Origin of the sequence: Alkalimonas delamerensis (genome assembly GCF_030717955.1) — a bacterium.
GTDB lineage: Bacteria > Pseudomonadota > Gammaproteobacteria > Enterobacterales > Alteromonadaceae > Alkalimonas > Alkalimonas delamerensis.
Genome location: NZ_JAUZVY010000007.1, coordinates 68209 through 92763, shown reverse-complemented (window position 1 = coordinate 92763; position 24555 = coordinate 68209). Strand labels below are relative to the sequence as shown.

The window sequence follows — 24555 nt, the reverse complement described above, 5'->3', positions numbered from 1 at the left end:
TCAAGATGCAGGCTTCAGCGGATACTGCCGGATCACCCCTTCCTGCATGGTGGAGGCCACCAGACGTCCGGCGCGGTCAAAAAACTGGCCGCGCACCAGGCCCCGGCCTCCGGATGCACATGGGCTGTCAACGGCATAGAGCAGCCAGTCGTCAAAACGAAAATCCTGATGAAACCACATCGCATGATCGATGGTGGCCACCTGCATGTTAGGCGCCATAAAGGAGCGGCCATGCGGCTGCAAAGCCGTTGGCAAAAAGTTGAAGTCCGAGGCATAGGCCAGCAGGTATTTGTGCACCCGCAGATCATCTGGCATGGTACCATTGGCTTTAAACCAGACATAACGCTTGGGCGCACTTTTTTTCGGCTCGAAGGGGTTTTGAAAATCGACCGGCCGCATCTCTATCGGCTTTTCACAGATAAACTTGCTGCGCAGTGCCTCGGGGATTTTGTCGGCATGCTGCTGGTAAAAGTCCAGATCCGACACCAGTTCATCCGGCCCCGGCACCTCTGGCATTGCATCCTGGTGCTCAAAGCCCTCCTCTTCGCGCTGAAACGAAGCCGTCATGTAAAAAATGGCTTTGCCAAACTGAATGGCCCGCACCCGGCGCGTGCTAAAACTTTTGCCATCGCGAATGTTTTCCACTTCGTAGACAATGGGTTTGCTGGCATCGCCCGGCCGTAAAAAATACGAGTGAAAGGAGTGCACCTTGCGATCTTCATCGATGGTTGCTTTGGCCGCCGATAACGCCTGCCCCATCACCTGGCCACCGAACACGGCTTTAAACCCCAGGTCCTGACTTTGCCCGCGGTACAGACCAAGCTCGATGGTTTCCAGCTTTAACAACGACAACAACTTATCCAATACCTGACTCATAGGCCCCTGCTTTTGCTTTATCAACTGCAACGATGTCGCTAGTATATACCCAAGTAACCAACAAAAGCAGTGACCCCATGGCCTATTGGCTCTTTAAAACCGAACCGGATGAACTGAGCATCGATGATCTGAAAGCCGAGCCCAGCCGGAGTTTCCTATGGGATGGAGTGCGCAACTATCAGGCACGAAATTTTCTGCGGGACCAGGTGCAGTTGGGTGATCAGGTGTTGATTTACCATTCCAGCTGCAAACCACCCGGCATTGCCGGCATTGCTCGTGTTAGCCGCACTGCATACCCGGATCCAAGTCAGTTCGATGCGACCAGTCCCTACTTTGATGCCAAGTCAACTGCGGATAATCCGCGCTGGGTAGCCGTAGATGTGCAGTTTGAGCAGAAGTTTGACCAGCTATTAATGCTGGACATGCTTAAAAAATACACTAAACTGGCTAATATGCCATTGGTCAGAAAAGGCAACCGCTTATCGGTAATGCCAGTGACAGACGATGAGTGGCACGCTATTCTCAGCCTGAAAGCATTGTCCCCTCAGGACTGAATCTTTTCGACAAACGAAGGTAAAAGGTGTTTTATGATGCAAGCAGCTCTTGTGGAAAGACGCCAGTCGAACAAGGAAATGCAACAAATCTGGGATGAACTGAATCTGGCACAAAAATTCTCGGTCGCTGAATTACAGCGTTATGGGTACGAGTTGGCCTTTGTTCGCCACTCCACCACTGGCAACCTGGCCATTTTACTGGCAGGCCCCAGAGTCGCCGCCATCGACCAGGACGGCGAAATTGATACCGAGCCGAAGATTACCATCCGGCACTAAGCAAAAAAACAGCAGCTCAGGCTGCTGTTTTTTGTTTCAGGACACTTTGCATTGCGGCCAAAGCTTTCACCCTGACCGCAAAACACCGTTAACGACGTTGCTGCTCGGCAATGTACTGCTGAATCTGTTGCTCCAGCACTTGCAACGGCACACTGCCATTTTTCAGCACCTGATGGTGGAACTCGCGCAGATCAAAATCGCTGCCCAAGGCTGCTTCGGCTTCCTGGCGCAAACGACGAATGGTCAGCTCTCCCAGTTTGTAAGACAAGGCCTGGCCGGGCCAGCTGATGTAGCGATCGACTTCCGTCACTACATTGTGCATCGATAAAGCGCTATTGCTGGCCAGGAAGTCGATGGCCTCTTGCCGGCTCCAGCCCTTGGCATGCAGGCCGGTATCGACCACCAGCCGCACCGCACGCCACATTTCAAATGACAGACGGCCAAAGTTGTTGTAAGGAATTTGGTAAAAGCCCATTTCCAGCCCTAAGTACTCAGCATACAAGCCCCAACCCTCACCAAAGGCAGAGGTGTAAAAACTGCGGCGGTAATCCGGCAGTTGTTCCATCTCTTGCGACAGCGCAATTTGCAGATGGTGGCCTGGCACTGCCTCATGCAAAGTGAGCGCCTCCATTTCATACAAAGGCCGACGATTCAACGCATAAGTATTGACCCAGTAATAGCCGGCATCGCGGTCGGTATTGGCACTTAAATAACGGCCTGTGGTGTATTTGGGGGCAATTTCATCCGGTACCGGTGCCACGCCATACGGGGTGCGAGGCAAGGTTTCACGTAAAAAGAAGCGCGGCAGCGCGGCATCGGCTTTTTTCGACAGGTAGGCCGCGTAGTGCATCAGTTGCTGCGGCGTTTCAGCGTAAAACTTCGGGTCGGTGCGCAAGTAATCAACAAAATCGCTGAAACTGCCTTCAAAGCCCAAGTCATCGATCACCTGCTGCATTTCAGCCCGGATGCGGGCGACTTCATCCAAACCAATCTGGTGGATTTCGGCAGGCGTCATTTGCAAGGTGGTGTAGTGCTCCAGCCGGTTTTGGTAATAATCGCGACCATTGGGCAGCTCACTGGCGCCAATGCTTTGACGGGCATTGGGGTAGTACTCGCCAACAAAGAAGTCGTAAAAGGCCTGATAGCTTGGGTTGACCGCATCATTGATCAGTCGCTTAGCGCGCTCGGTCAGTTGCTGCCACTGCGCATCGGTCACAGTATCCGGCTTGCGACGAAACGGCGTGAAGAAAACATTCTGCTCGGCTTGCTCAGTAATGTAGGCCTGAATGCTCTCTTCAAAACCGGTTAACACCGCCTGAGGCTGTGTCATGCCCGAAGCCATGCCTTGCCGCATCCAGTCTATCTGCTGCTCGAAGTAGCGTGGCATCTGGGCCAATTGGCTTAAATAGTTCTCAAAATCCTCCAGTTGCCGAAAGCCACCACGCTGCGCCATAAAAGCCAGGCTGGTATGAAAACCCGACTCGGACAGTAACGGCATTTGGTGCGCCCCAAAACGGTACTGATCGTACTGGTTGGCCAAACGATAACGTAAAATAGCGTGATTGATCTGGTTTTGCTCCGATAACAGCGTCAAATCCATGGCATCCAGTCGCTGCAGCCACTGCTGCCGTTCAGCGGCTATTTTGCTTAAGTGCTCGGGCGACATGTCCGGCAGCTGCCCTGGCGCCGGCCGGCTCCGCTCTTGCTCAGCTTGCCACAACTCTGCAGCAAAGGTACTGAAAGTCTGATCGCTGTGAACTGGAACCGACGGCTGGCTGGCGCAACCCACAACAAAGGCCGTGGCTGCGACTAGGGTGAAAAAACGCATGAGAACCTCACTGTTTCTTGTTTGTAAATGAATTCTACTTAGCTTGGTGACAAAAGCCAGTCCATGCCAACGCTTTCGAAGGCCCATTAAACGCATTTTGTATGCTTTCAGTATTTTTCAAAATTGGTACAGGACAAATGTTAAAAAACACTTGGCTATTGGTCGGGAAGTCGTTATGTTAGGGAACATTACAAGCGACAGCTTGGTTTTGCTCAATAAAACAACAAGTCGCGACCTGTAGCTGTGATGTCCCTGCGGTGAAGAGCACAGCACAGTAAACCTGAAATTCAAACGGAGTTTCCATTGTCATGATGTATAATGACCCGGTAGCGCTGGCCAGAGAGAAGTCGTCTCAGGCAGCCGCTTTCCTGTTAAGGCACAACTTAGCGCCTCACCCGGTCAATTATACCGTCAGTTACGAATACAGCAGTGGTCAAAATGCCGGTCTGTGTCAGGCCATTGAGCAACGGGTTGAAGCCCGGCTGCCTTTCGACGACTTTATTATGGCTGAACTTTACAGCCATTGGATCGAGAAATCTCAGCAACAAAATGAACAGCTGGTGCAGCGGGTTGGTACCATGGTCACTCGTTTGTCCGGGTGCACCGATCTGGCGCATGAAGCCACCAGCGACTACCTTGAGCTGCTCGATCATCATTTGCCTGAGCTCAGCAGCAGCGATCCGGCACTCAAGCTAAACCTGATGCAGCTCATTGAAGCAACAGAAAAAGTACGCAATAGCCACCAGCAATTGCACCAACAGTTGGATCTCGCCAACCAACAAAGCCATCAACTGCGCACCGAGCTGAAAGAGATGAAGCAGTTGCGTCTGCTGGACCCGCTCACCGGCCTTTACAACCGACTGGCCATGCAAGAGCACCTGGAATTGTGGTTTACCGAGCAGCCGGAACGCCAGATTGCCGCCATTGCGGTGGACCTGGATCATTTTCGCCAGTTCAACCAGGATTATGGCAACACCATCGGTGATGTTATTCTAAGCAAAGTTGCCCGCAAAGTCCGCAGCTACGTTCAAGACAGCGGCCTGCCTGTGCGGGCTGGCGGTGAAGAGTTCTTGATCTTACTGCCGGATGTGGATTTGCGTACCGCCGGTGAGATTGCCGAACAAGTCCGTAAAGGGGTCGAGAAGTTACGCTTTGTCTCGTCCCGCAGCAAAAAAACCCTGCCAAAGGTCACCATTTCACTGGGCGTCTCTTTGTATCAGGCCCAGGAAAACTGGCAGCAGTTTCTGGCCAGAACCACACAAATTTTGCAGATTGCCAAACACCGGGGCCGCAATCAGGTAGCCACCGAAGCCATGCTGTAAAGCGCAGCGGCTGCAACGGTTCCGTTGGCGTCTTGCCGTCAGATCTTTTACACTAGCGGCTGAATTTCTCTGCAAGGCTTTGACATGTCCGATAGCAATTCCAAAACCACCCACTTTGGTTACAAAACTGTGGCTGAAGACGACAAAGTGTCCCTGGTAGCCAATGTCTTTCATTCGGTAGCAGCCAAGTACGATGTGATGAACGACTTGATGTCCTTTGGCATTCACCGGCTCTGGAAGCGCTTTACCCTGGATTGCAGTGCGGTGCGTCCCGGCCAGAAGGTACTGGACCTGGCTGGCGGCACCGGCGATTTGACGGCGCTGTTTTCCAAACGGGTAGGTCCAAGCGGCAAAGTGGTGCTGGCCGATATCAATGCCTCCATGCTGGCCGTGGGACGGGATAAGCTGCGCGATCAAGGCTTGGTTGACAACATTGAGTATGTTCAGGCCAATGCCGAAGCCCTGCCCTTTGCCGACAACAGCTTTGACATCATTACCATTGCCTTTGGCCTGCGCAACGTCACCAACAAAGATGCGGCGCTGGCCTCGATGTTCCGGGTGCTGAAGCCGGGCGGGCGCTTGCTGGTCCTGGAGTTTTCCAAACCCCAGTCTGAATTGCTCAACAAAGCCTACGATTTTTATTCATTCAACCTGCTGCCCAAAATGGGGCAGCTGGTGGCTGGCGATGCCGACAGTTACCAATACCTGGCCGAGTCCATCCGAATGCATCCAGATCAACAGACCTTGCAACAGATGATGGAACAAGCCGGCTTTGCCGAAGTCAGCTACCACAATCTCACCGGAGGTATCGTGGCCTTGCATCGGGGTTATAAATTCTGATGCTGCAATTGGCACCGCATTGGCTGACGGGCCTGGCGGAAACAGCTCTGACCGAAATCATTGCACTGGACCCGGCAGCTCAAAGCCGGCTGCAGCGACTGAACGGCCGACAACTGGCCTTCCAGCTGACGGAATTTGATTGGCGCCTGGTGCTGACAGCAACCAAGGACAGCATAGCGCTGAATCTGCACCAGGAAGCGGTAGACTGTGCCATTCGGGCCAGCCTCAGCAGTTTGCGGCAACTGCGCGATCCCAATCAATTGACACACCTGATTAAAACCGATGCGGTGCAGATTGACGGCGATATCCAGATTGCGCAGCAATTTAGTAATTTTTTTCAGCAACTAAACCCAGACTGGCAAAGCCATGTCGCCCGCTATCTGGGCGATGGTCTGACCCACAAGCTCAGCCTGTTGCTGTCGCAGCTGTCGATGCTGATTCAGCACAAACAGCAATCCTTGCAGCAGTTGACGACCGAGCTGCTGCAAGACGAGCTGCAGCTCAGCCCAACCTCATTGGAAGTGGTGCAATTCTGCACCGAGGTCAGCCAGTTGCACGCCCGGCTGGAACGGCTGCAGCAACAACTTAGATTACGGCAGGAGTAACCGATGCGCATTGGTCGGTTTTATCAAATTCAAAAAACTTTACTGCAATACGGACTGGATGAGCTGGTTCCGCTCAAGCACCGGCCCTGGTATCTGCGTCTGCTGCGCAACAGCGCCTTTTGGCTGCGCAACCAATGCCCTGAGGCGCCGGAAGGCGTGCGATTGCGACTGGCATTGCAAAGCCTGGGGCCGGTTTGGGTCAAGCTGGGACAAATGCTCTCGACCCGACGTGACTTGTTGCCGGCCGACTGGGCCGATGAGCTGGCGAAGCTGCAAGACAAGGTTGAACCTTTCCCTGGCGATCAGGCGCAGGTGCTGATTGAAAAGGCCCTGGGGTTAACCAGCATCAGCGACAAGTTCAGCCAGTTTTCGCTGCAGCCACTGGCCTCGGCATCCATTGCGCAGGTGCATGCCGCCACCATGAAGCAAGCCGATGGGCCCGATGCCGATGTGGTGGTTAAAGTCATCCGGCCGGGGATCCGCAAGCAAATCCTGGCCGATTTGTCCTTAATGGAAGCCGCTGCCGAAGCCGCAACCCGCTTTTTGCCCGATGGCAAGCGCTTACGGCCCCGGGAAGTGGTGGCAGAGTACCGCAAGACCATCCTGGATGAGCTGGATCTGCAACGAGAAGCCGCCAACGCCATTCAGTTGCGGCGAAACTTTATGGACTCCGACTCGCTGTACATTCCCTATGTCTACAGCGATGACTGCCGCAGCAATGTGATGGTGATGGAACGCATTTATGGCATCCCGGTGTCGGACATTGCCGCTTTAAAAGCCCAGGGCACCGATATGGAGCTGTTGGCCAAACGTGGTGTGGAAGTGTTTTTTACCCAGGTGTTCCGGGACAGTTTTTTTCATGCCGACATGCATCCGGGCAACATCTTCGTCTCGCGTGAGCACCCCCACAACCCGAAGTACATTGGCATTGATTGCGGCATCGTTGGCACCTTAAACAGTGAAGACAAGCGCTATTTAGCGGAGAATTTTGTCGCTTTCTTCAATCGGGATTACCGCAAAGTGGCTCAGTTGCACCTGGACTCAGGCTGGGTGCCCGCCAATACCAATGTGGAAGAATTCGAAAGCGCCATCCGCACAGTTTGCGAGCCGATTTTTCAAAAGCCATTGGCTGAAATCTCCTTTGGCCATGTGCTGCTCAATCTGTTCAGCACCGCACGACGCTTTAACATGCAGGTGCAACCGCAGCTGGTATTGCTGCAAAAAACCCTGCTGTACATTGAAGGCTTGGGTCGCCAGCTCTATCCGCAACTGGACTTATGGAAAACGGCCAAGCCCTTTTTAGAAAACTGGCTGCAGCAACAAATCGGTTTGCCTGCCCTGTGGCGCCAACTGAAAGAAAACGCGCCTTTTTGGGCAGAAAAGTTGCCACAAATGCCCAGTTTGCTGCATCGGGCACTGGACCAACTCCCCAAACAACAACAGTTGATGAGCACCTTATTGGCGCAGCAATTGCAGCAACGCCAACAGCAGCACAGTCGCTTACTCGCCACCATAGCAGCCGGCTCCTTGCTGATCGCCAGTTGCGTTCTGCTTGGCGCAGGCAGCTTGCTGGCAACCGCACTGACTGCAACTGGTGCTTTATTTTTTGCTGTGAAAGCAGTATGGTCGTAACCTGACAATAGGCTGTGTTAAAAGGATAGCAAGATGGGATTTGGTGGAATTAGTATCTGGCAATTGTTGATTGTACTTGCCATCATTGTGCTGTTGTTCGGCACCAAAAAGTTACGCGGTCTGGGCTCGGATCTGGGTTCTGCTATCAAAGGGTTTCGTAACTCAGTAAAAGATGACGAAACCACAAGCAAAGAGTCCGATGAGTCAGAAACGCCAGAGCAATTGAAAAAACCAGCTGAGCGCGAGCAACACAGCAGCAGTGCTGACAACGCAAAAGAGCGGGAAAAACACTAAATGGGCTTCTGGGAGCTGTTGGTCATTGCGGTGGTTGGCTTGCTGGTGCTGGGGCCAGAGCGCTTACCCGGTGCCATTCGCTCTGTCAGCCGCACCATCAACTCGGTCAAGCAATTTGGCCACCAGATGCAGGCCGAGTTGAGCGACAATTTGCGCGTGCACGAATTGCATCAAAAGCTCAAGCAAGCCGAGCAAAAAGACTTCCTGAACCTGACCGAGGATGAAAAAGCCGCGGTGGCCGAGCTGAAAAAAGCCGCCGAGGATGTCAACAAAGGCAGCAGCAAACCACCACAGGATGCGACACCAAGCAATGACGATTCAAGCCGAACCTGACAGCCTGCTGGGACATTTGGTTGAGCTGCGTAACCGACTGCTACGCTGCATTATTGCCGTGCTGCTGGTATTTGCCAGCCTGGCCTACTTTGCAGCAGACCTGTACGAATTGCTGGCGATGCCGCTGATAGCCACCATGCCTGAAGGCAGCAGCATGATTGCCACCGACGTTGCCTCGCCCTTCTTTGCACCCTTTAAACTGACTTTTATGGTGGCGATTGCCCTGGCCATTCCGTACATCTTGTTTCAGCTCTGGCAGTTTATCGCCCCAGCACTGTATCAGCGGGAGCGCCGGCTGGTTGCCCCCTTGGTCATCTCCAGTACCCTGTTGTTTTATGCCGGCATTGCCTTTGCGTACTACGTGGTCTTCCCCATTGTATTTGCTTTTTTTACCAGCTACGCTCCGGAAAGCATCACCATCGCCACCGATATCAGCAGCTACCTGAACTTTGTGTTGAAGTTGTTTTTTGCGTTCGGCATCGCCTTTGAAATTCCGGTAGTCATCCTGCTGCTGATCTGGTCCGGCACCACCACACCTCAGGCACTGGCTGCTAAACGCCCCTACATCGTGGTCGGCGCCTTTATCGCCGGCATGCTACTGACTCCTCCCGATGTGATTTCCCAAACCCTGCTGGCCATTCCGATGTGGGTCTTATTCGAATGTGGCTTGTTGTTGGGGCGCTTTTACCAACCGAAAGCTGAGGACAGCACAGAGCCTGAGCAGGAGATCAACGATGAACGCTAAGCGATTTTGTTGTGTTGTCAGCAGTCTGGCCATGCTTTGCAGCCTTCCAGCCCTGGCAGCTGAAGCCCCCCTGCGTCAAGCCTTGCTGCAATGTCAGCAGCAGCAAAGTGCCACCGAGCGTCTGGACTGCTACGATCAATTGGCCAGCTCGCTGACACCACAAGCAAGAGGCCAGCAACGAGCTGCCGAACGCCGCGCTCCTCAGGCCAGTGACCGCCGCTCAGAAGCCGATTTTGGCGCCCCGGCACCACGGCAGCAGGAGCAGCTTGATCGAATCCATGCCACAGTGATTCAAGTAGAAAAAAGTGCGCGCGATCAGTTAATTATTCATTTCGACAACGGTCAGATCTGGCAACAGAATAGTGCCGAGTTTTATCCGGTTGAACCTGGACAAGAGCACTATGTCCGCCGTGCTGCGCTGGGTTCTTTTTTAATGGGCAACGATCGCAACAACCGGACCACCCGGGTACGTCGGGTCGAATAAACCATGGCTTGGTTTGATCTGGGCGTCAACCTGTTCAGTTCGCAATTCGATACGGATCGCGAGGCTCTGTGGCGCAATGCACAACAAGCCGGAGTGAACAGTTGGCTGCTGATTGCTTCTGATCTGCAAGAAGCCAGACAAAATCTGGATTGGAGCCAGCAGCATCGCCACTGCGTGACTACTGCGGGTGTGCACCCGCATCAGGCCGACCATGTTCAGACCGATTGGATCGAGCAGTTGCAACAACTCGCCGCTGAGCCGGAGGTGGTGGCTATCGGCGAATGTGGTCTGGATTTTAATCGCAACTTTTCTTCGCAACAAAGCCAAATTGCAGTGTTCAGACAGCAATTGGCTCTGGCACAACAGCTGCAACTGCCAGTTTACCTGCATGAGCGGGATGCCTTTGACACCCAATTGACGCTGCTGCAAGAGTTTAACATCCAGCACGGTATTGCCCATTGTTTTACCGGCAGTAAAGAACAACTGGGCGCCTACCTCGATTTAGGTCTTTTTATCGGCATTACTGGCTGGCTATGCGACGAGCGCCGCCATCACGAGCTGGTTGAAGCCATTCACTACCTGCCACTGGATCGCATCTGCCTGGAAACCGATGCACCCTACCTGTTGCCGCGTAACCTGAACCCCAAGCCCAAGAACCGTCGCAACGAACCCGCCTTTTTACCTGCCATTGCCAGCTATCTGGCCGAGCTCAAAGGCGTTTCTATCGAGCAGCTGCAGCAACAATGCTGGCAAAACAGCTGCCAATTGCTGGGGCTCGACGGAGAGCAGGCATGAGCCTTGATTTCTGGCTGCAAACCGAAGTGCTGCTGGCACTGGGTGTAGGAACCCTGATAGGCCTGGTGATAGCTGTGATTGGCCTCAGCTATCTGCATCGCAAGCACATCCGTTGGCTTGAATCCGAGCTGGAAGCCACCTTGTCGGAGCGAACCTTAGAGCTGCAAATCACCTTGCAGGAGCTGGCAGACAAAAATCAGCAACTTGAAACCCAGAGCACCACCGACAGCCTCTCTGGTGTGAAGAACCGCGCCTATTTTGAGCGTAAAATGCAGGCAGAGATCAATCGAAGCCGGCGTGAGCAGCGTCCGCTGGCCCTGGTGCTGCTGGATATCGATCACTTTAAACGAGTCAACGATGACTATGGGCATCTGGCCGGTGATCAGGTGATACGCCAGGTTGCCGGTCTGCTGCAAAGTCAGCTAAAGCGCACCAGCGACATCGTATGTCGTTATGGCGGCGAAGAATTTGCACTGATATTGCCCAATACCGATACCGACGGTGCCAGTCAGGTGGCAGAGCGTATTCGCCACTTGCTGGCAGAAAAGCCCCTACCCGTTCAGCAGCATCAATTGGCCATTACCCTGAGCGCCGGGTGCTTTGCCGCCGTTGCCAATGCCGACAGCAGCATCGAAGTTTACGTGCATTATGCCGATAAGGCCCTCTATCAGGCCAAGCATCAAGGTCGTAACCGGGTACAAAGCCACCCATCCATCACAGTCTTACGACCAGAGCCCAACAGCAGTAAGGATCCACAACATGCCACCACTGAATGATTTCCCCTGGACCCGGATGCGCCGTATGCGTCAGGCCGATTTCAGTCGCCGGCTGATGGCCGAGCACAAACTCTCAGTCGACGACCTGATTTACCCGGTCTTTGTGCTGGAAGGTGAGCAGCAGCGCGAAGCCATTGCTTCAATGCCCGGTATTGAGCGACTCAGTATTGATCTGCTGGTCGAAGAAGCCAAACAACTGGCTGCGCTCGGCATTCCTGCCATTGCTCTCTTTCCCGTTACCCCGGCCGATAAAAAATCCTTGCAGGCCGAAGAAGCCTGGAACCCGGATGGACTGGCGCAGCAGGCAGTACGGGCACTCAAAGCCGCCGTGCCGGAGCTTGGCGTCATTACCGATGTGGCTCTGGACCCTTTCACCACCCATGGCCAGGACGGCATCATTGATGACAGTGGCTATGTGGTGAATGATGTCACCACCACAGCGTTAGTAAAACAAGCGCTGTCGCATGCCGAAGCCGGTGCCGATGTGGTAGCACCATCCGATATGATGGATGGCCGCATTGGGGCGATTCGTGAAGCGCTGGAAGAAGCCGGCTTCGTCCATACCCGCATTCTGGCTTACTCGGCCAAATACGCTTCCAGCTACTACGGCCCTTTCCGCGATGCGGTCGGCTCCGCCGCCAACCTAAAAGGCGGCGATAAAAAGACCTATCAAATGGATCCGGCCAACAGCGACGAAGCACTGCGCGAAGTGGCGCTGGATTTAACCGAAGGCGCCGATATGGTGATGGTCAAACCCGGCATGCCTTACTTAGACATTGTGCGGCGGGTCAAAGATGAATTTGGCGTCCCGACCTACGCGTACCAGGTCAGCGGCGAGTACGCCATGCACATGGCCGCCATTCAAAACGGCTGGCTGGCAGAGAAACCAGTGATTATGGAGTCCTTGCTGGCCTTCAAACGCGCCGGTGCCGATGGCATCCTGACTTACTTTGCTAAAAAAGTGGCGATTTGGTTGCAGCAATCCAAGGCGTAAATGATCCGGGGCAGTTAGAACTGCTGACTGTCCCAGGTTAACGCATCGACTCCACGCTGACGCAGCACGTTTTTTTGAATCTTGTTGGTAGCCGTGGTTGGCAGCTCACTCGCCTGCGTCAGGCGGATGAAGCGTGGCATGGCGTAACCAGGGATTTTTCCCTGACAAAATGCATGGATCTGCTCTGGCTTGATCTCTGCGTCTGTCACCACCACCAGCATCACTTCATCCTCCCCATCCGGAATGTCCGAGGGCACAGCATAGGCAGCACACTCGGTGACGCCTTCCATCGCAAGCACCGTGGTCTCAATCTCGTACGACGAAATATTTTCCCCACGGCGGCGAATCGAGTCTTTTAGTCGGTCGACAAAATAAAAGTACCCGTCTTCATCGCAGCGCCCGAGATCACCGGTGTGAAACCATAAATTCCGCCAGGCCTCGACCGTTTTATCTGGCATGCCGTAATAACCACTCATAAAGCCAGCAGCCAGTTTGGGCCGGACCTGGATCTCGCCAACCTCTCCGCTTTCGCAGGGCAAGTCAGTCGCAGGACAAGCAATCCGCACCTCAAAGTAACGGCTGTAAGGCCTGCCACAACTCCCCGCTTTGGGTTTATCCATTGGGGTATACAGCGGAATATTAACTTCCGACATACCATACAGCTCATACATAGCAACGCCAAAACGCTGCTGAAAAGCGGCAATCATGGCTGCGGATGCCGGGGCTGCGGCAATGGCTTTTAACGCGTGGCTTTGCTCTTCCTGTTGAACTGGCTGGCGCAAAATAAACTCGCTCATGACGCCCAGCAAATTGGTATGAGTCACCTGATAGCGCTGAATATCACTGAGCCAGCGGCTGGCACTGAACTTAGACCGGATCACTGCTTTAATTCCCAGGATTAAACAGGCATAAAGCTGCATAAAGAGTCCATTGGCATGATTGAGTGGCATGCAAATGTAGTAGCTGTCGCCCTGTTGCAGCTGCAAATTTTCTATCGTGCCCAGTCCATACAAAAAGCAGTGCGCATGCGGCATCATCACCGCTTTGGAGGGCCCGGTTGTGCCTGAGGTAAATAACAAACAGGCCAGCTGCTGAAAGTCTTGCGAAGGCAGTGCTGCTGACTGATGCTGACTCATTAACGCATCAAAGCGATGCACGGTCTCACTGGTTTTATGCGGCTGGTAATCGCCAACCACAAAAACCTGTTGCAGCTTCGGCAGCTGCTCTGCGATCAGCTGCAGCTTGTCCAGTTGCTTCTGTTCGCAAATCAGTATCCTGGCTTCACTGAGCGCAAGCGCATGCCGTAAGAAGCCATCAAGTAGCTCGGTATTCAGTGGCACAAAGACACCGCCAGCACGCTGGATCCCCAGCCAGCTCAGACAGAGCTCGGGCCCTGTTGGTAACAGGCTGGCGACCTTGTCACCGGGCGACAAACCATAAGCAACCAAGCCATTGGCGAGGTAACAGCTTTGCCGATGGAGATCGTCAAAGGTGAATGCCGGACCATCAACAAATTGAATCGCACAGGCGTCTGGTTGCTGCTGATATTGGAAATCAAGCACCTGGGCTGTCGTCCAGCTACCGGGCTTATGCTGAAGAAAATACGATAAGGGATCCACCATGGCTTAACTCGCTCTGCGACGTAAAATGCTGGCATTGTTCACTACACCGGAACCGCCCAGATTCAACACTGCGGCATGTTCAGGTAGCTTGTGCGCCGCCACCCCTATCGCCTTACCAAGCAGCTGCCGGTACGCAAAGAAATGCATGGAAACACCGCTCGCCCCGACCGGGTGCCCTTTTGATTTCAGGCCACCGGACAGATTTACCGCAATATCCTGATTGGCAGCAAAGCGGCCAGCCAGATAATCGAAGCCTGCTTGGCCGGGTTGGCAAATGCCAGCGGCTTCCAGACAGAGCAGCTGATTGCTGGTAAAGCAGTCATGCAACTCTATCAAGTCAAGCTGCTGCTGGGTAATGCCAGCTGCCTTCACAGCCTGCTCCATGGCATAACGGGCCCCTTCCAACTGGTGCAGCTGCTGTCGCTGGCTCAGTGGCAGCATATCCACCGCACTGCAATGCCCGGCAAGTTCAACGCTTTGCCTTTGTGCCAACGGGTGATCCCCCCGGGTCAGCAGCAGGGCAACAGCCCCATCACTGACCGGCGAGCAATCATGCAAACGAAAGGGTGGTGCAATCATCGGATTGCGACTTTCGTCCTCCGCATTGAGCGCAAGGAGCGCACTGGCAGTGGTCAGTTGCAGTCTGTCAATGAAACTGCCCGGCCCGAAATGAGCCAGCGGATTATGCACGCCTTTGGCGTAATTCGCCGCTGCAACCTCCGCCAGCATCTTTGCAAACGACTCGTCAGCGATGCCATATTCCAGCTGGTAGGCCTGAGCCTGACGGGCAAAAAGCTGCGGAAAACTTACGCCTGCCGCCCCTTCTTCCGGCCAATAGGAGCAACGAGCCAGAATGCCCGTGACTTCAGCGGTGCTGCGCAATGTCATTTTTTCCACCCCTAGCACCAGTGCAGTATCCACCCGCCCGGCAGCCAGCGCATCAACAGCCGCGAAGATGGCGGCACTGCCTGAGGCGCAGGCCGCCGTCACTTGGGTCATGGCTTTAAAGCGAAAACCACTGTCCAGCTTGGTCAGCACCGGAGCCAACAGCTCCTGACCGGTAAAAGCACCCGGTGAACAGCTCCCCAGCCAAATGCCATCAACCTCGGCTGCAGCTAACCCCGCATCTTGCAGGCATTGTGTGACCACGTGCGCCAGCATCGACTCCTGCGACCAGTCATCCTGACGCTTTCCGTCCACATCTTTACTGGAGTGGGCTCCAAACTTGCTATGCGCACCTGCAACGATGCAGACTGCTTGCTTCGCCATACTGCTCTCCTTTGACCTGAGGCCGTTACCAAAAACGATAGGTAAGATTGGCCGTTAGGGTACGTGGTGCGCCATAGTAACCAATCACGCTGTTGGCGAAGGCCGGAAAGTTGTAACCAGCCACCCGGTACTCCCGGTTGGTCAGGTTCTTGCCATGCAGGCCCAGCTCCCATTTTGCACTCGGGCTAATCCAAATCATATTTAGATCCAGCAAGGTCACACCGGGCTGATCGATGGGTGACGGCTGCTCAAACAGATGTACCGTACTGCGATAAGCCGCACTCAAGTTGGCTCTGAAATCACCATCCCACAGCTCATTGCTGTAGGAAAGCCCCAGGTTCAACGTCGTTTTCGGCGTATTCGCTGTTACGGCGCTATCGGCAATATTGATCTGTTGCAAAGTCTCTGGATCAACCGTTAAGAATTCATCGAAACCGGTATTGATGTAACCGTAGGTCAACATGGCCGACCAGTGATCGGATAAGGCCGCGATGGTTTCAATCTCAAAACCCTGCGCACTGGAACGCCCAGCATTCAGCACTTGTCCGGCAAAGCTGTCGGCATTGCCATCGCCGGTAGTGTCAATCAGGATGCTGGTGGCAACCTGCTGATCTCGATAAGCACTGTCAAATAAGGTCAGATTCAAGCGCAGACGACGATCCAGCAGTTCGCTTTTAAAACCAAGCTCGGTGGTCGCCACTTTTTCTGGCTCAAAGGGATCGCCGGCATTGGCATTGGCCGCCAGATTGGCTCTGGGGTCGACACCGCCGCTTTTAAAACCCTGAGAATAGGATGCAAACCACATCAGCTGTGGGCTTGCATAGTAGGATACGCCAAACTTGGGCGAGAAATCGCTAAAGCTCGGCGAGCGCACAAAGTCCGAGGCAACAACCTGATCATCATAGCTGCCCACACCCTGCAACGCATTGAAGCTGGAAAAAAAGGAGCTGGTTTCTTTTTTATCCTGCGTGTAGCGTCCCCCCAGGGTCAGCACCCATTGTGAGGTCAATTCATAATTGGCTTGAGCGTACAGCGATGTGCTGGTGGTATCCACGGAGCCGATGGTCCGGGTGCCTATCACACGGGCACCAAATAAATCCCGGAACAGGTCTAAATCAAAAGCGCCGTCGGCACTGCCATCAAAGTAGTAAAGACCAGCCACCCCGGATAACCGCTGTCCCCGAAACGTTGCCTGCAGCTCCTGGCTAAACTGGGAATCGCTGTACTCGACGCCTTCAGCTTCCATCAGGCTGAGTTGTTGATTGTCAAAATCAATATTGGTTTCGGTACTGCCTTTGCGCCTTGCCGTCACCGATTTCAGTGACCAACTATCGGAAAGCAGCCAATTCAAAGTCAGGGCGCTGCCCTCGCTGCGAACCCGCTGCCGGGGATCGATGCCAGATCGGGTATCAAACACATTGTCCAATGGCGGCAAGCCTGTCACTTCTTCATCCGTCATACGGTGGCCGCCGCGGTTATTAGCATTATCGCGGGTATTGTCCATATCCAGACGCAAAGTAAATCGCTCGCTGGGTTGCGCTTCCAGTGAAATGCGGTATGCCAGCAAATCCTTATTGGCATTGTCCGCGCCAGCATGCAACGGCCCCACATAACGACCATAGCCTCCGCGGTCCAAACGGGCTATAGCGCCACCCAGCCATAGGGTGTCATCCATCAACTCCACAGCACCGCCCAGTTTGACATCGCGCTGCTGGTAACTGCCAATGGCGACATCCAAGACCAATGGGTCGCTACGACGGACACTTTTGGTCACATACTTAATGGCACCGCCAATGGTATTTTTGCCGTAAAGGGTTCCCTGAGGTCCACGTAAAACCTCGATACGCTCAACATCGTACACATCCAGTAAGGCCGCCTGTGGTCGAGCCAGATACACATCGTCGATGTATATCCCCACCCCAGGTTCAAAGCCCCAGAGAGGATCCTGCTGCCCGACACCACGAATATAGGCCGTCAGGGTGGTATTGGTGGCGCGGCTCGCAGCAAGTGTCACATTGGGTGCTTCCCTTGCTACCTGCTCCAGACTGCTGATGCCTTTATCCCTTAAAGCCCCTTCGTTTAGGGCGGTGACCGACACCGGCACCCGCTGCAAATTTTCAGCCATGCGCCGTGCCGTAACTTCAATCACCTCCAGCCGGCTTTCTTCAACCTGCTCGCTGCTTTCTTGCACAACTGAAACCTCCGCGATACTGCCGGTAGAGCACAAGAGGCAGAGGGCTATAGGCGTTAATTTTGTTTTTATCATGGTATTCGCTCCGTAGATGGCTGCTTTGACTCACAAGTGCAAACCGCACCGCTGGTTCAACAGTTGTTGAGGATTCCTTATTAAAGTTCAACGACTGTTGAAGATCAAGCGACCGAACTAGTACTTTGGTACAGTGCCGCCATGAAATACTCCGCCTGGCACCATCAGGGCTTGTTGTCCCAAGCCAGGCTGCCTATACTCGGCTAAAACCCCACTGAGAAGCGCAATGCCACCGCAGGATAAAGACAGCAAAGATCGGATACTGGATGCTGCCGAGGAGCTGTTTGCCCGGCATGGATTTGATGGAGTGACTCTGCGGCAAATTGCCAGCCTGGCAGGTGTAGATGTGGCACTGACCAACTACCATTTTGGCAAGAAGCAGGCCTTACTGAGTGCTGTCGTTGCGCGGCGAGGTGCTCTGCTCAACGCTGCACGCCTGGATGCGTTGCGCTTTGCAGAGCAAGTGGCAAGCCCGAAGCCTGCTGCCATCGAGCAGATTGTAGAAGCCTTTTTGCAGCCCCTCAAAATCGCTCAGGCCAGTACCGATAAAGGCTGGAAACACTATTGTGCGCTGATTGCTTACATCAACAACTCACCGGTCTGGGGCAAGACGATGATGGAACAGCACTTTGACGATTTGATCCGGGAATTTACTTCTGCGATGCAGCGCACTTTCCCAAAGGCCTGCCCGGAAAAGATTTTTTGGTGTTACCATCAATTGTCCGGTGCTTTGGCATTAACCTTTGCCAATACCGGCCGGATTGACAGCTTGTCCGGTGGCTTATGCCATTCAGACGATTTTGAAGCCGCCTATCAGGTGATGGTGCCTTTTATTTCCGCTGGTTTTCGTCAGCTCTGTTCGGATCAGGGTGCTTGACGTATCACGGTTACCTGTCGCTGTAAGGCTTCTATCATCTGTGCCACAGCGTTGATTTGCTCCCCTTCTTTGGTGGCATAAGCGGCAGAGGTATAACCCCACCAGTCCCAGCAAGCCTGCGGGTTCAGTGGCGCATTCGTGGCCATCGTTTGCGGATAAAGCACCACCGTTCGGTGTTGACCTGCCCACTCATTGAACCCTGTCTGTCGCACATAAGCCTGACCAACAGACTCGGCATTCTGATTGCAACCATGAAAGCTGATATGCAGTGCGCACGTGTTGCCAGCCTTACAAGCTTCGGGGACAAAAAGGTAGCCATGCTGCGCCATACCGCGAACCGGTTGGCCGGCGAGCTGGTATTGATCAAACTGATAAATCTGCCCCGTTTCCTCTGGGTAAGCGGTCGCTTCGGCTGTCAAAAAATCCATCATTTCGCTGGCGGCAGCAAACTGGCAATGACCAATAAAAGGAGACTCAGAAACCTCGCAGGAGCCACCTGCTGATTGGGTAGGAAACAAATGCGCTACCGCCTTATCATCAACCAGCCGTATTTGTGCATCAGGAAGCCACTGCTGATATTGTTGTTTTAATTGCCTGGTCAGCTGAGAGTCCACTCGCTGATCCAACTGGCCATGAAACAACCAGGCCCTGCTGTTTGCCAGCGAAACAATCGGATCAATCAACCCCTGGTGCTGCCAGCTGGCCATCCGCTGATTGATTTGCTCAAAAGGAAGTTCTGCATTTGCCTGACTAACGCATTCCTGCAGCGCCAGTTGCAAATTGTTGCGGGCGCAAAAATAGGGCCCTGCCGAGAAAATCCCCGCCCCCACAACTCTGCTGGAGTGAGCAATATGAAACTGGCTTGCCATGTAGCCACCACTGGATAAACCCGATACGGTGATTTGATTATCAACCAGCTGCAACTTGAGAGACACTTCTTCGCCAACGGCCAGACCGGCCAACAAAACCAATGTGGTGATCATACCAATCACTCCTTATTCCTCAAGAAAAGTACGAAGCGCTGCCTCGGCTTGTGCAATATGCGCAATTCCATCCAGGTGGCCTAATTGGCCATCCAGCCACAACATGGTGCTCGCTTTACCGCTGCTATCCAGCGACTGGTGCAGCTCCTTGGCTAAATAGGGCAATAAAATAACGTCTTCTTTTGCCGCAATCACCAGCGTGCGCGCCTGGATCTGCTGGATTGCATCCAGCAAGGGTCCTTGCTGCCCAGCGACATACAATTGGCTGGCTCGCACCAGATAAAGCAAATGATTGGCATCGGCGTACCGGGCCCGCTCTTTGGCATAATCACGCAACCAGCTCACAATCGCAGGGGCTGTATGAATGGATGCCAAAGCGGCTTGATCCATCGCTTGATGTTGAACCGGGCTCTGATTAAAAAAAGACGGATGGGTTGCCTGCTGTGTCATCAAAGCCAGCGCAGCGACCAAGCCTTCAGTGGGCGGCTCAGCATCGTAATAATTGCCTTGCTGCCAGTTAGCATCCAACCGGATGGGTGTGCCCCAATGCTCCAGAGCCGACACAGTCCAGGCATCCATCTCAGCTGCACCTATCACGGAGATCAACCGCTCCACCCGCTCGGGATAGACAGTGGCCCACTCCAATGCTTGCAACGACCCCAGCGAAGCGCCCATCACAGCATGCAAACGCTTGATCCCCAGTGACTCCAGCACCAGCCGCTGCACTTCGACAAAATCACGAATGGTCACCACCGGGAAGTCCAGGCCATACGGCTGATTGGTTTCAGGATTAATGGTGGCAGGTCCGGTGGTAATCACCTTGGGGTGATGCACATTCAAATTCACCAGAGTATCGACACTGATCACAAAAAACTGGTTGGTATCTATGGCTTTACCTGGCCCAATAATGGCGTCCCAGTATCCAGTAGTATCATCATCCGGCTGATACTTACCTGCGGCATGCGAGCTGCCGGAAAAGAAATGGGTGATCAAAATCACATTATCGCGTGCAGGCGATAAGGTGCCATAGCTCTGCCAGCCAACATCAATGCGTGGGATCCGCTGGCCTGAAAAAGTTCGGAAATTGTCACTGCTAAATGACCGTTTCTCGGTTAGCAAAGGCTCAGCAACAACCGGCATGCTCCAGCAGAGCAACAACAACAGGAAAAATTTCATGGGGCAACACAACTAATTGAACGCTTGTTGAAGACAACATTAGTCAGTTTCCACTGCAATGCTATAGCACTTTAGTGCTAGTTGGCAGCGATCAGTACCTGCTTGCAAGATTGCGGCAAGGATTGACCTTTATCCAAAATCCGGTGGTTCTCTACACGACGCTCCAGTAACGGTAACCATGGCCAAGACTTGGTCAGATGCACATCATGATAGTTATAAGCTGTTGTGGCATTGCCACTGGTGTAGACGGTGCAAACCAGACCGTCTTGTGACTGACGATGCTGTGGCGCCAGGTCACCGGCTACAAAAAACAGCACCATCATGCCAAGCACGCTGATAGCAGCCAGCGCCAGCATCGGCACTGTGCCCACAAAGGTCAGCAGACGCCCCAACCAACGCGGCTTTAACCGCAACAATGAGAATACCAGCACGCAGTAACCCAGATACCAGGTCCCCCATGCCATAGCATTGAGTAGCTGCCAGCTAAACCGAATATCCAGCGTCATGGCAAGTGAAATAGTTGCCATACTACCAATAGCCGTAAACAGCACAGGTTTGAGTCTGTAGGGACCAGAGCTGATAAAAAAGCCAACGAAGGGCGCGCCCAAGACACTGAGATAAATCATCGCCAGAATTAAGCCTTCCATGCCTAAGCTCCCGTTTGCAATTGGCGCAAGAAAATATGCTGCGGTCCGGCGGATCCACCCAGATACAACTGGCCGCTGTCGGCAAAGCCATGCTGTTGGTACAAACGCGCTGCCGCCTTGTTGCGGCAATTGACGGTCAGCAGCAACCGCTGAAAACCGGGAAAATGCTGCTGGCAATAGCTGGGCAGCTGACGCAGTACTGCGCTGGCAATGCCTTGCCCCTGCGCCTGCTGATCAATAAAAAAACAGCGCAGGCCAAGATCGCTATGGTTAGCAAAGTCATGCTGTTGGCTGTAACCGGTATCCAAGAGAAAAAAGCCCACCAACTGCTGCTGGTGATAGACCAGTTGGAAATGCTCGCTGGCTTGCTGCTGGGCAATGATGCTGGCGATGGGCAGCACAAAGTCTTGTTGCTGCGGCGCCACCCTGAGCTGCCGTAATGCAGCTGGGAGCGGTGTAGGACAGGGCTTAAGCACAGTGCTCACTGCAGCGCCAGCTCCCAGCCAGCAGCTTGCTGGTACTGCACTTCTTGTTCGAGCTCAGCCCGCATCAGCGGGTGTTGATCCAACCAACCTGCTGGCAGTTGCAGCACCAGCTGCTCGCCTTTGCCACTTAAGGTGACATTGGGCAGGGCTTCGTGGCGACGGCGCATCGACAACACCACCGCCAGCCGGAGGATCCGGGTCAGGCGGACCGTCAGCAGCACCGAGGTCATGGTCTGTTTGGCAATCAGCTCGCGATTGATATCAGCCCGGTGATTGTGCACCAGTGCCATCAGCAGTTGCTGCTGCGCCCGGGTAAAGCCTGGCAAGTCGGAGTGACTGATGATGTAGCCGCCGTGGTGATGGTGGTTTTTGTACTCAATCAGTAAGCCCAGCTCATGCAACAAAGCTGCACCCTGCAACAGGCTTAACCCATCAAAAGCACTCAGCGCCCAGCGTGGGCTAAGCTGCTGCGCCAGCGACTGAGCCATATCGGCCACCCGGTTGGCATGCTGCTGATCAATGTGGTAGCGCACCATCAGACTAGCCATGGTGCGATGTCGGACGTCGGTCTCCTGCAACTGGGGCAACATGCTGTACAGCACCCCTTCGCGCAAAGCCCCGCCTGATAAAGTCATGCCCTGAATGCCAAGGGCACGAAACAAGGCGATCAAAATAGCTAGCCCGGACGGAAACACCTGCTTGCGCTCTTGCGCCAGACCTACCAGGCTCAGCTGGTCTTGCCGGCCACAGACCACCGCCTGCTGCATAATGGCTTCCAACCGCTCCAGGGTAATGGTTTCATCCATGCCCTGAGCAATCAGAATTTCCTGCATTGCCTGCACCGTGCCGGAGGCTCCCACCGCCACTTGCCAGCCCAGTGCCTGATAGTCCGGCAAAATGGGCGCCAGAGTTTGTTCTGCTGCAGCGATAGCGGCATTAAAGTTGTCTTCGGTCAGCAAGCCATCGGCAAAATACCCATCCAAAAAGGTGACGCAGCCCATATGCAGACTGCTGAGCTTCAGAGGCTCAAAGCCCTGGCCAATGATGATTTCGGTGCTGGCACCGCCAATATCAATCACCAGCCGGTTTTGTTCGCAATTGGAAGTGTGGGCAACGCCCAGGTAAATAATGCGGGCTTCTTCTTCGCCGCTGATCACCCGGATGGGGTGCCCTAAGATGTGTTCGGCATCGTGCAAAAAGGTTTTGACGTTGCGTGCCAGCCGCAAGGTGGCGGTGCCGACAATGCGGACATTTTGTGGCGGAATGTCCTGCAACCGCTCGGCAAAAAGCGCCAGACATTCCCAGCCCCGTTTCATGGCGCGGCGACTAAGCACCAGGTTTTCATTCAAACCAGCAGCCAGCCGAACTTTACGCTTCACCCGGCCTATCACCTGCACACTGCCGCCAACCACCTTCACCATCAGCATATGAAAGCTGTTGGAGCCAAGGTCGATGACGGCGTAGATATCCTGATGCTCTGAGCGCTTAGGCTCAGCGGCTGCGGGGACGTCGGCTGGCATTGGGGTTGGATCCGCTACGGCCACGACCGCCGCTGCCACTGCGCGCCGTGGTGGTGCGACGACGAGCCCGGGGTTTCGGTGTGGTTAAATCCGTCAGCAGCGCATCCGCATCGTACTGAGTGACCGGCAGCGGGTGACGGATGTAGTCTTCAATGGCCGTCAGGTTCAGCGCATAACGTTCGCAGGCAAAGCTGATGGCCTTACCGCTTTCGCCAGCCCGGCCGGTACGGCCGATGCGGTGCACGTAATCTTCGCAATCATCAGGCAAATCAAAATTAAACACATGGCTGACTTTCGGGATGTGCAAGCCACGGGCGGCAACGTCGGTTGCTACCAGAATGTCCAGCCGCCCCTGAGTAAAGTCCTCTAAAATCTTCAGCCGTTTCTTCTGAATAACGTCGCCGGTCAGCAAGCCGACCCGGTGGCCATCGGCTTCCAGCCAGGCGTGGACGTTTTCACAGCTGTGCTTGGTGTTGGCAAAAACAATGGCTTTATCCGGCCACTCTTCTTCCATCAAGGTCAGCAGCAGCTTCATTTTGTCTGGATCGGACGGGTAAAACAGCTCTTCGCTGATGCGGCTGGCGGTCATCTGGTCCGGCTCGATATGGATATGCACCGGTTCGTTCATTTGCTCAAACGCCAGCTCCTGCACCTTGTACGACAAGGTCGCCGAGAACAACAAGCTAAGCCGTTCATTGGCCGGTGGCATCTGCCGGAATAAAAAGCGGATGTCTTTGATAAAGCCGAGATCAAACATGCGATCGGCTTCGTCCAGCACCACCACCTGAATTTGGTCCAGCTGAAACAGGCCTTGTTTCTGGTAATCAATCAAGCGGCCGGTGGTGCCAATTAAAATATCGACCCCTTGTTCCAGCAATTGCCGTTGTGAATCGTAACCTTCGCCCCCATAGATCAGGCCAAGGCGAAAACCGGCACTTTTTGCCAGTGCCACCGCATCCTGATGGATCTGAACCGCCAGTTCACGCGTAGGAGCCATAATGATGGCGCGTGGTTGGCCTGAACCCCTGGGTTCATTGTTCAGCAGGTAGTGAAAGGTGGCGGTTAAAAAGGCCAGCGTTTTGCCAGTACCTGTTTGCGCCTGACCGGCAATGTCTTTGCCTTGCAATGCCAAAGGCAGACACTGCGCCTGGATTGGAGTACAATAGCTGAAGCCCTGACTGTTCAGTGCATCCAGTATCTGGGGTGCCAATGCGAAATCGGCGAACTTCTGTGATGTTAAGTGTGTTTTATTCATACCAGCCTAGCATAACGGTTCCCCTTGCATTAGGAAACAGCCACGTTTAAATTGATGACATTTTTTGCAGTCGATCTGCCCAGTTTACTAACGGAGACAAT

25 protein-coding genes are annotated in these 24555 nt (G+C 54.0%); 14 read left to right on the top strand and 11 right to left on the bottom strand.

The window, feature by feature from the left end:
* Nucleotides 1-876: an acyl-CoA thioesterase II gene (tesB, locus tag Q3O59_RS14890; RefSeq protein ID WP_305946340.1), complete on the bottom strand. Its 876-nt coding sequence runs from the start codon at nt 874-876 to the stop codon at nt 1-3.
* Nucleotides 877-953: 77 nt separating this feature from the next.
* Here tesB and Q3O59_RS14885 point away from each other — a divergent pair, with 77 nt between their 5' ends.
* Both Q3O59_RS14885 and Q3O59_RS14880 read left to right on the top strand, forming a co-directional pair.
* The gene (locus Q3O59_RS14885) at nt 954-1430 is read left to right on the top strand and encodes an EVE domain-containing protein (RefSeq protein ID WP_305946339.1); all 477 of its coding nucleotides are present in this window, start codon (nt 954-956) and stop codon (nt 1428-1430) included.
* A gap of 36 nt (nt 1431-1466) precedes the next feature.
* On the top strand, nt 1467-1706 hold the full coding sequence (locus Q3O59_RS14880; protein WP_228590912.1) for a hypothetical protein: 240 nt from the start codon (nt 1467-1469) through the stop codon (nt 1704-1706).
* 88 nt (nt 1707-1794) lie between these two features.
* On the opposite strand, the gene Q3O59_RS14875 is transcribed toward Q3O59_RS14880, so the two are convergent.
* A complete protein-coding gene (locus Q3O59_RS14875) occupies nt 1795-3534 on the bottom strand; it encodes a DUF885 domain-containing protein (RefSeq protein WP_305946337.1) in 1740 nt (579 codons plus the stop codon).
* Between the two features lie 308 nt (nt 3535-3842).
* On the opposite strand from Q3O59_RS14875, the gene Q3O59_RS14870 reads away from it, so the two are divergent.
* From Q3O59_RS14870 to hemB, 11 genes are all read left to right on the top strand, one after another.
* The gene (locus Q3O59_RS14870; protein ID WP_305946336.1) at nt 3843-4856 is read left to right on the top strand and encodes a GGDEF domain-containing protein; all 1014 of its coding nucleotides are present in this window, start codon (nt 3843-3845) and stop codon (nt 4854-4856) included.
* Nucleotides 4857-4940: 84 nt separating this feature from the next.
* The gene (gene ubiE, locus Q3O59_RS14865) at nt 4941-5696 is read left to right on the top strand and encodes a bifunctional demethylmenaquinone methyltransferase/2-methoxy-6-polyprenyl-1,4-benzoquinol methylase UbiE (RefSeq protein ID WP_305946335.1); all 756 of its coding nucleotides are present in this window, start codon (nt 4941-4943) and stop codon (nt 5694-5696) included.
* Nucleotides 5696-6301 (top strand): ubiquinone biosynthesis accessory factor UbiJ, encoded by a 606-nt coding sequence (locus Q3O59_RS14860; protein ID WP_305946334.1) that lies wholly within the window; start codon nt 5696-5698, stop codon nt 6299-6301. Before ubiE ends, Q3O59_RS14860 begins: the two co-directional genes overlap by 1 nt.
* A gap of 3 nt (nt 6302-6304) precedes the next feature.
* A complete protein-coding gene (ubiB, locus tag Q3O59_RS14855) occupies nt 6305-7933 on the top strand; it encodes a ubiquinone biosynthesis regulatory protein kinase UbiB (RefSeq protein WP_305946333.1) in 1629 nt (542 codons plus the stop codon).
* A gap of 33 nt (nt 7934-7966) precedes the next feature.
* Nucleotides 7967-8227: a twin-arginine translocase TatA/TatE family subunit gene (gene tatA / locus Q3O59_RS14850; RefSeq protein ID WP_228592345.1), complete on the top strand. Its 261-nt coding sequence runs from the start codon at nt 7967-7969 to the stop codon at nt 8225-8227.
* On the top strand, nt 8228-8560 hold the full coding sequence (gene tatB, locus Q3O59_RS14845) for a Sec-independent protein translocase protein TatB (protein ID WP_228592343.1): 333 nt from the start codon (nt 8228-8230) through the stop codon (nt 8558-8560).
* A complete protein-coding gene (tatC, locus tag Q3O59_RS14840; RefSeq protein WP_228592341.1) occupies nt 8538-9305 on the top strand; it encodes a twin-arginine translocase subunit TatC in 768 nt (255 codons plus the stop codon). The genes tatB and tatC overlap by 23 nt, the downstream gene beginning before the upstream one ends.
* Nucleotides 9295-9789 carry a hypothetical protein gene (locus tag Q3O59_RS14835; protein ID WP_305946332.1) on the top strand — a complete coding sequence of 165 codons (495 nt, stop codon included), beginning with the start codon at nt 9295-9297 and terminating at the stop codon, nt 9787-9789. The genes tatC and Q3O59_RS14835 overlap by 11 nt, the downstream gene beginning before the upstream one ends.
* 3 nt (nt 9790-9792) lie before the next feature.
* Nucleotides 9793-10584, top strand: coding sequence for a TatD family hydrolase (locus Q3O59_RS14830; protein WP_305946331.1), 792 nt, complete (start codon nt 9793-9795; stop codon nt 10582-10584).
* Nucleotides 10581-11360 carry a GGDEF domain-containing protein gene (locus Q3O59_RS14825; protein WP_305946330.1) on the top strand — a complete coding sequence of 260 codons (780 nt, stop codon included), beginning with the start codon at nt 10581-10583 and terminating at the stop codon, nt 11358-11360. The genes Q3O59_RS14830 and Q3O59_RS14825 overlap by 4 nt, the downstream gene beginning before the upstream one ends.
* Nucleotides 11344-12354, top strand: a complete 1011-nt coding sequence (hemB, locus tag Q3O59_RS14820) for a porphobilinogen synthase (protein ID WP_305946329.1) — start codon at nt 11344-11346, stop codon at nt 12352-12354. The genes Q3O59_RS14825 and hemB overlap by 17 nt, the downstream gene beginning before the upstream one ends.
* A gap of 14 nt (nt 12355-12368) precedes the next feature.
* Here the strand turns inward: hemB and Q3O59_RS14815 are convergent, their stop codons facing one another.
* The 3 genes from Q3O59_RS14815 to Q3O59_RS14805 form a co-directional block, all read right to left on the bottom strand.
* On the bottom strand, nt 12369-13916 hold the full coding sequence (locus Q3O59_RS14815; protein WP_305946328.1) for an AMP-binding protein: 1548 nt from the start codon (nt 13914-13916) through the stop codon (nt 12369-12371).
* Between the two features lie 63 nt (nt 13917-13979).
* Entirely contained in the window at nt 13980-15245 is a 1266-nt protein-coding gene (locus Q3O59_RS14810) for a thiolase C-terminal domain-containing protein (RefSeq protein ID WP_305946327.1), read from the bottom strand.
* A 25-nt stretch (nt 15246-15270) separates the two neighbouring features.
* Nucleotides 15271-17436: a TonB-dependent receptor gene (locus Q3O59_RS14805; RefSeq protein ID WP_305946326.1), complete on the bottom strand. Its 2166-nt coding sequence runs from the start codon at nt 17434-17436 to the stop codon at nt 15271-15273.
* 301 nt (nt 17437-17737) lie between these two features.
* On the opposite strand from Q3O59_RS14805, the gene Q3O59_RS14800 reads away from it, so the two are divergent.
* Complete coding sequence (locus tag Q3O59_RS14800) at nt 17738-18388, top strand: TetR/AcrR family transcriptional regulator (protein WP_305946325.1); 651 nt, start codon at nt 17738-17740, stop codon at nt 18386-18388.
* Here Q3O59_RS14800 and Q3O59_RS14795 read toward each other — a convergent pair.
* From Q3O59_RS14795 to rhlB, 6 genes are all read right to left on the bottom strand, one after another.
* A complete protein-coding gene (locus Q3O59_RS14795) occupies nt 18376-19371 on the bottom strand; it encodes an extracellular catalytic domain type 2 short-chain-length polyhydroxyalkanoate depolymerase (RefSeq protein WP_305946324.1) in 996 nt (331 codons plus the stop codon). The two genes, Q3O59_RS14800 and Q3O59_RS14795, sit on opposite strands and share 13 nt — an antisense overlap.
* A 12-nt stretch (nt 19372-19383) precedes the next feature.
* The gene (locus Q3O59_RS14790) at nt 19384-20547 is read right to left on the bottom strand and encodes an E22 family MetX-like putative esterase (RefSeq protein WP_305946323.1); all 1164 of its coding nucleotides are present in this window, start codon (nt 20545-20547) and stop codon (nt 19384-19386) included.
* 77 nt (nt 20548-20624) lie between these two features.
* Nucleotides 20625-21194: a hypothetical protein gene (locus Q3O59_RS14785; protein ID WP_305946322.1), complete on the bottom strand. Its 570-nt coding sequence runs from the start codon at nt 21192-21194 to the stop codon at nt 20625-20627.
* A gap of 2 nt (nt 21195-21196) precedes the next feature.
* Nucleotides 21197-21679, bottom strand: coding sequence for a GNAT family N-acetyltransferase (locus Q3O59_RS14780; RefSeq protein ID WP_305946321.1), 483 nt, complete (start codon nt 21677-21679; stop codon nt 21197-21199).
* Nucleotides 21676-23199, bottom strand: a complete 1524-nt coding sequence (gene gppA, locus Q3O59_RS14775) for a guanosine-5'-triphosphate,3'-diphosphate diphosphatase (RefSeq protein ID WP_305946320.1) — start codon at nt 23197-23199, stop codon at nt 21676-21678. The genes Q3O59_RS14780 and gppA overlap by 4 nt, the downstream gene beginning before the upstream one ends.
* Entirely contained in the window at nt 23171-24454 is a 1284-nt protein-coding gene (rhlB, locus tag Q3O59_RS14770; protein WP_305946319.1) for an ATP-dependent RNA helicase RhlB, read from the bottom strand. Before rhlB ends, gppA begins: the two co-directional genes overlap by 29 nt.
* Nucleotides 24455-24555: the final 101 nt, after the last annotated feature.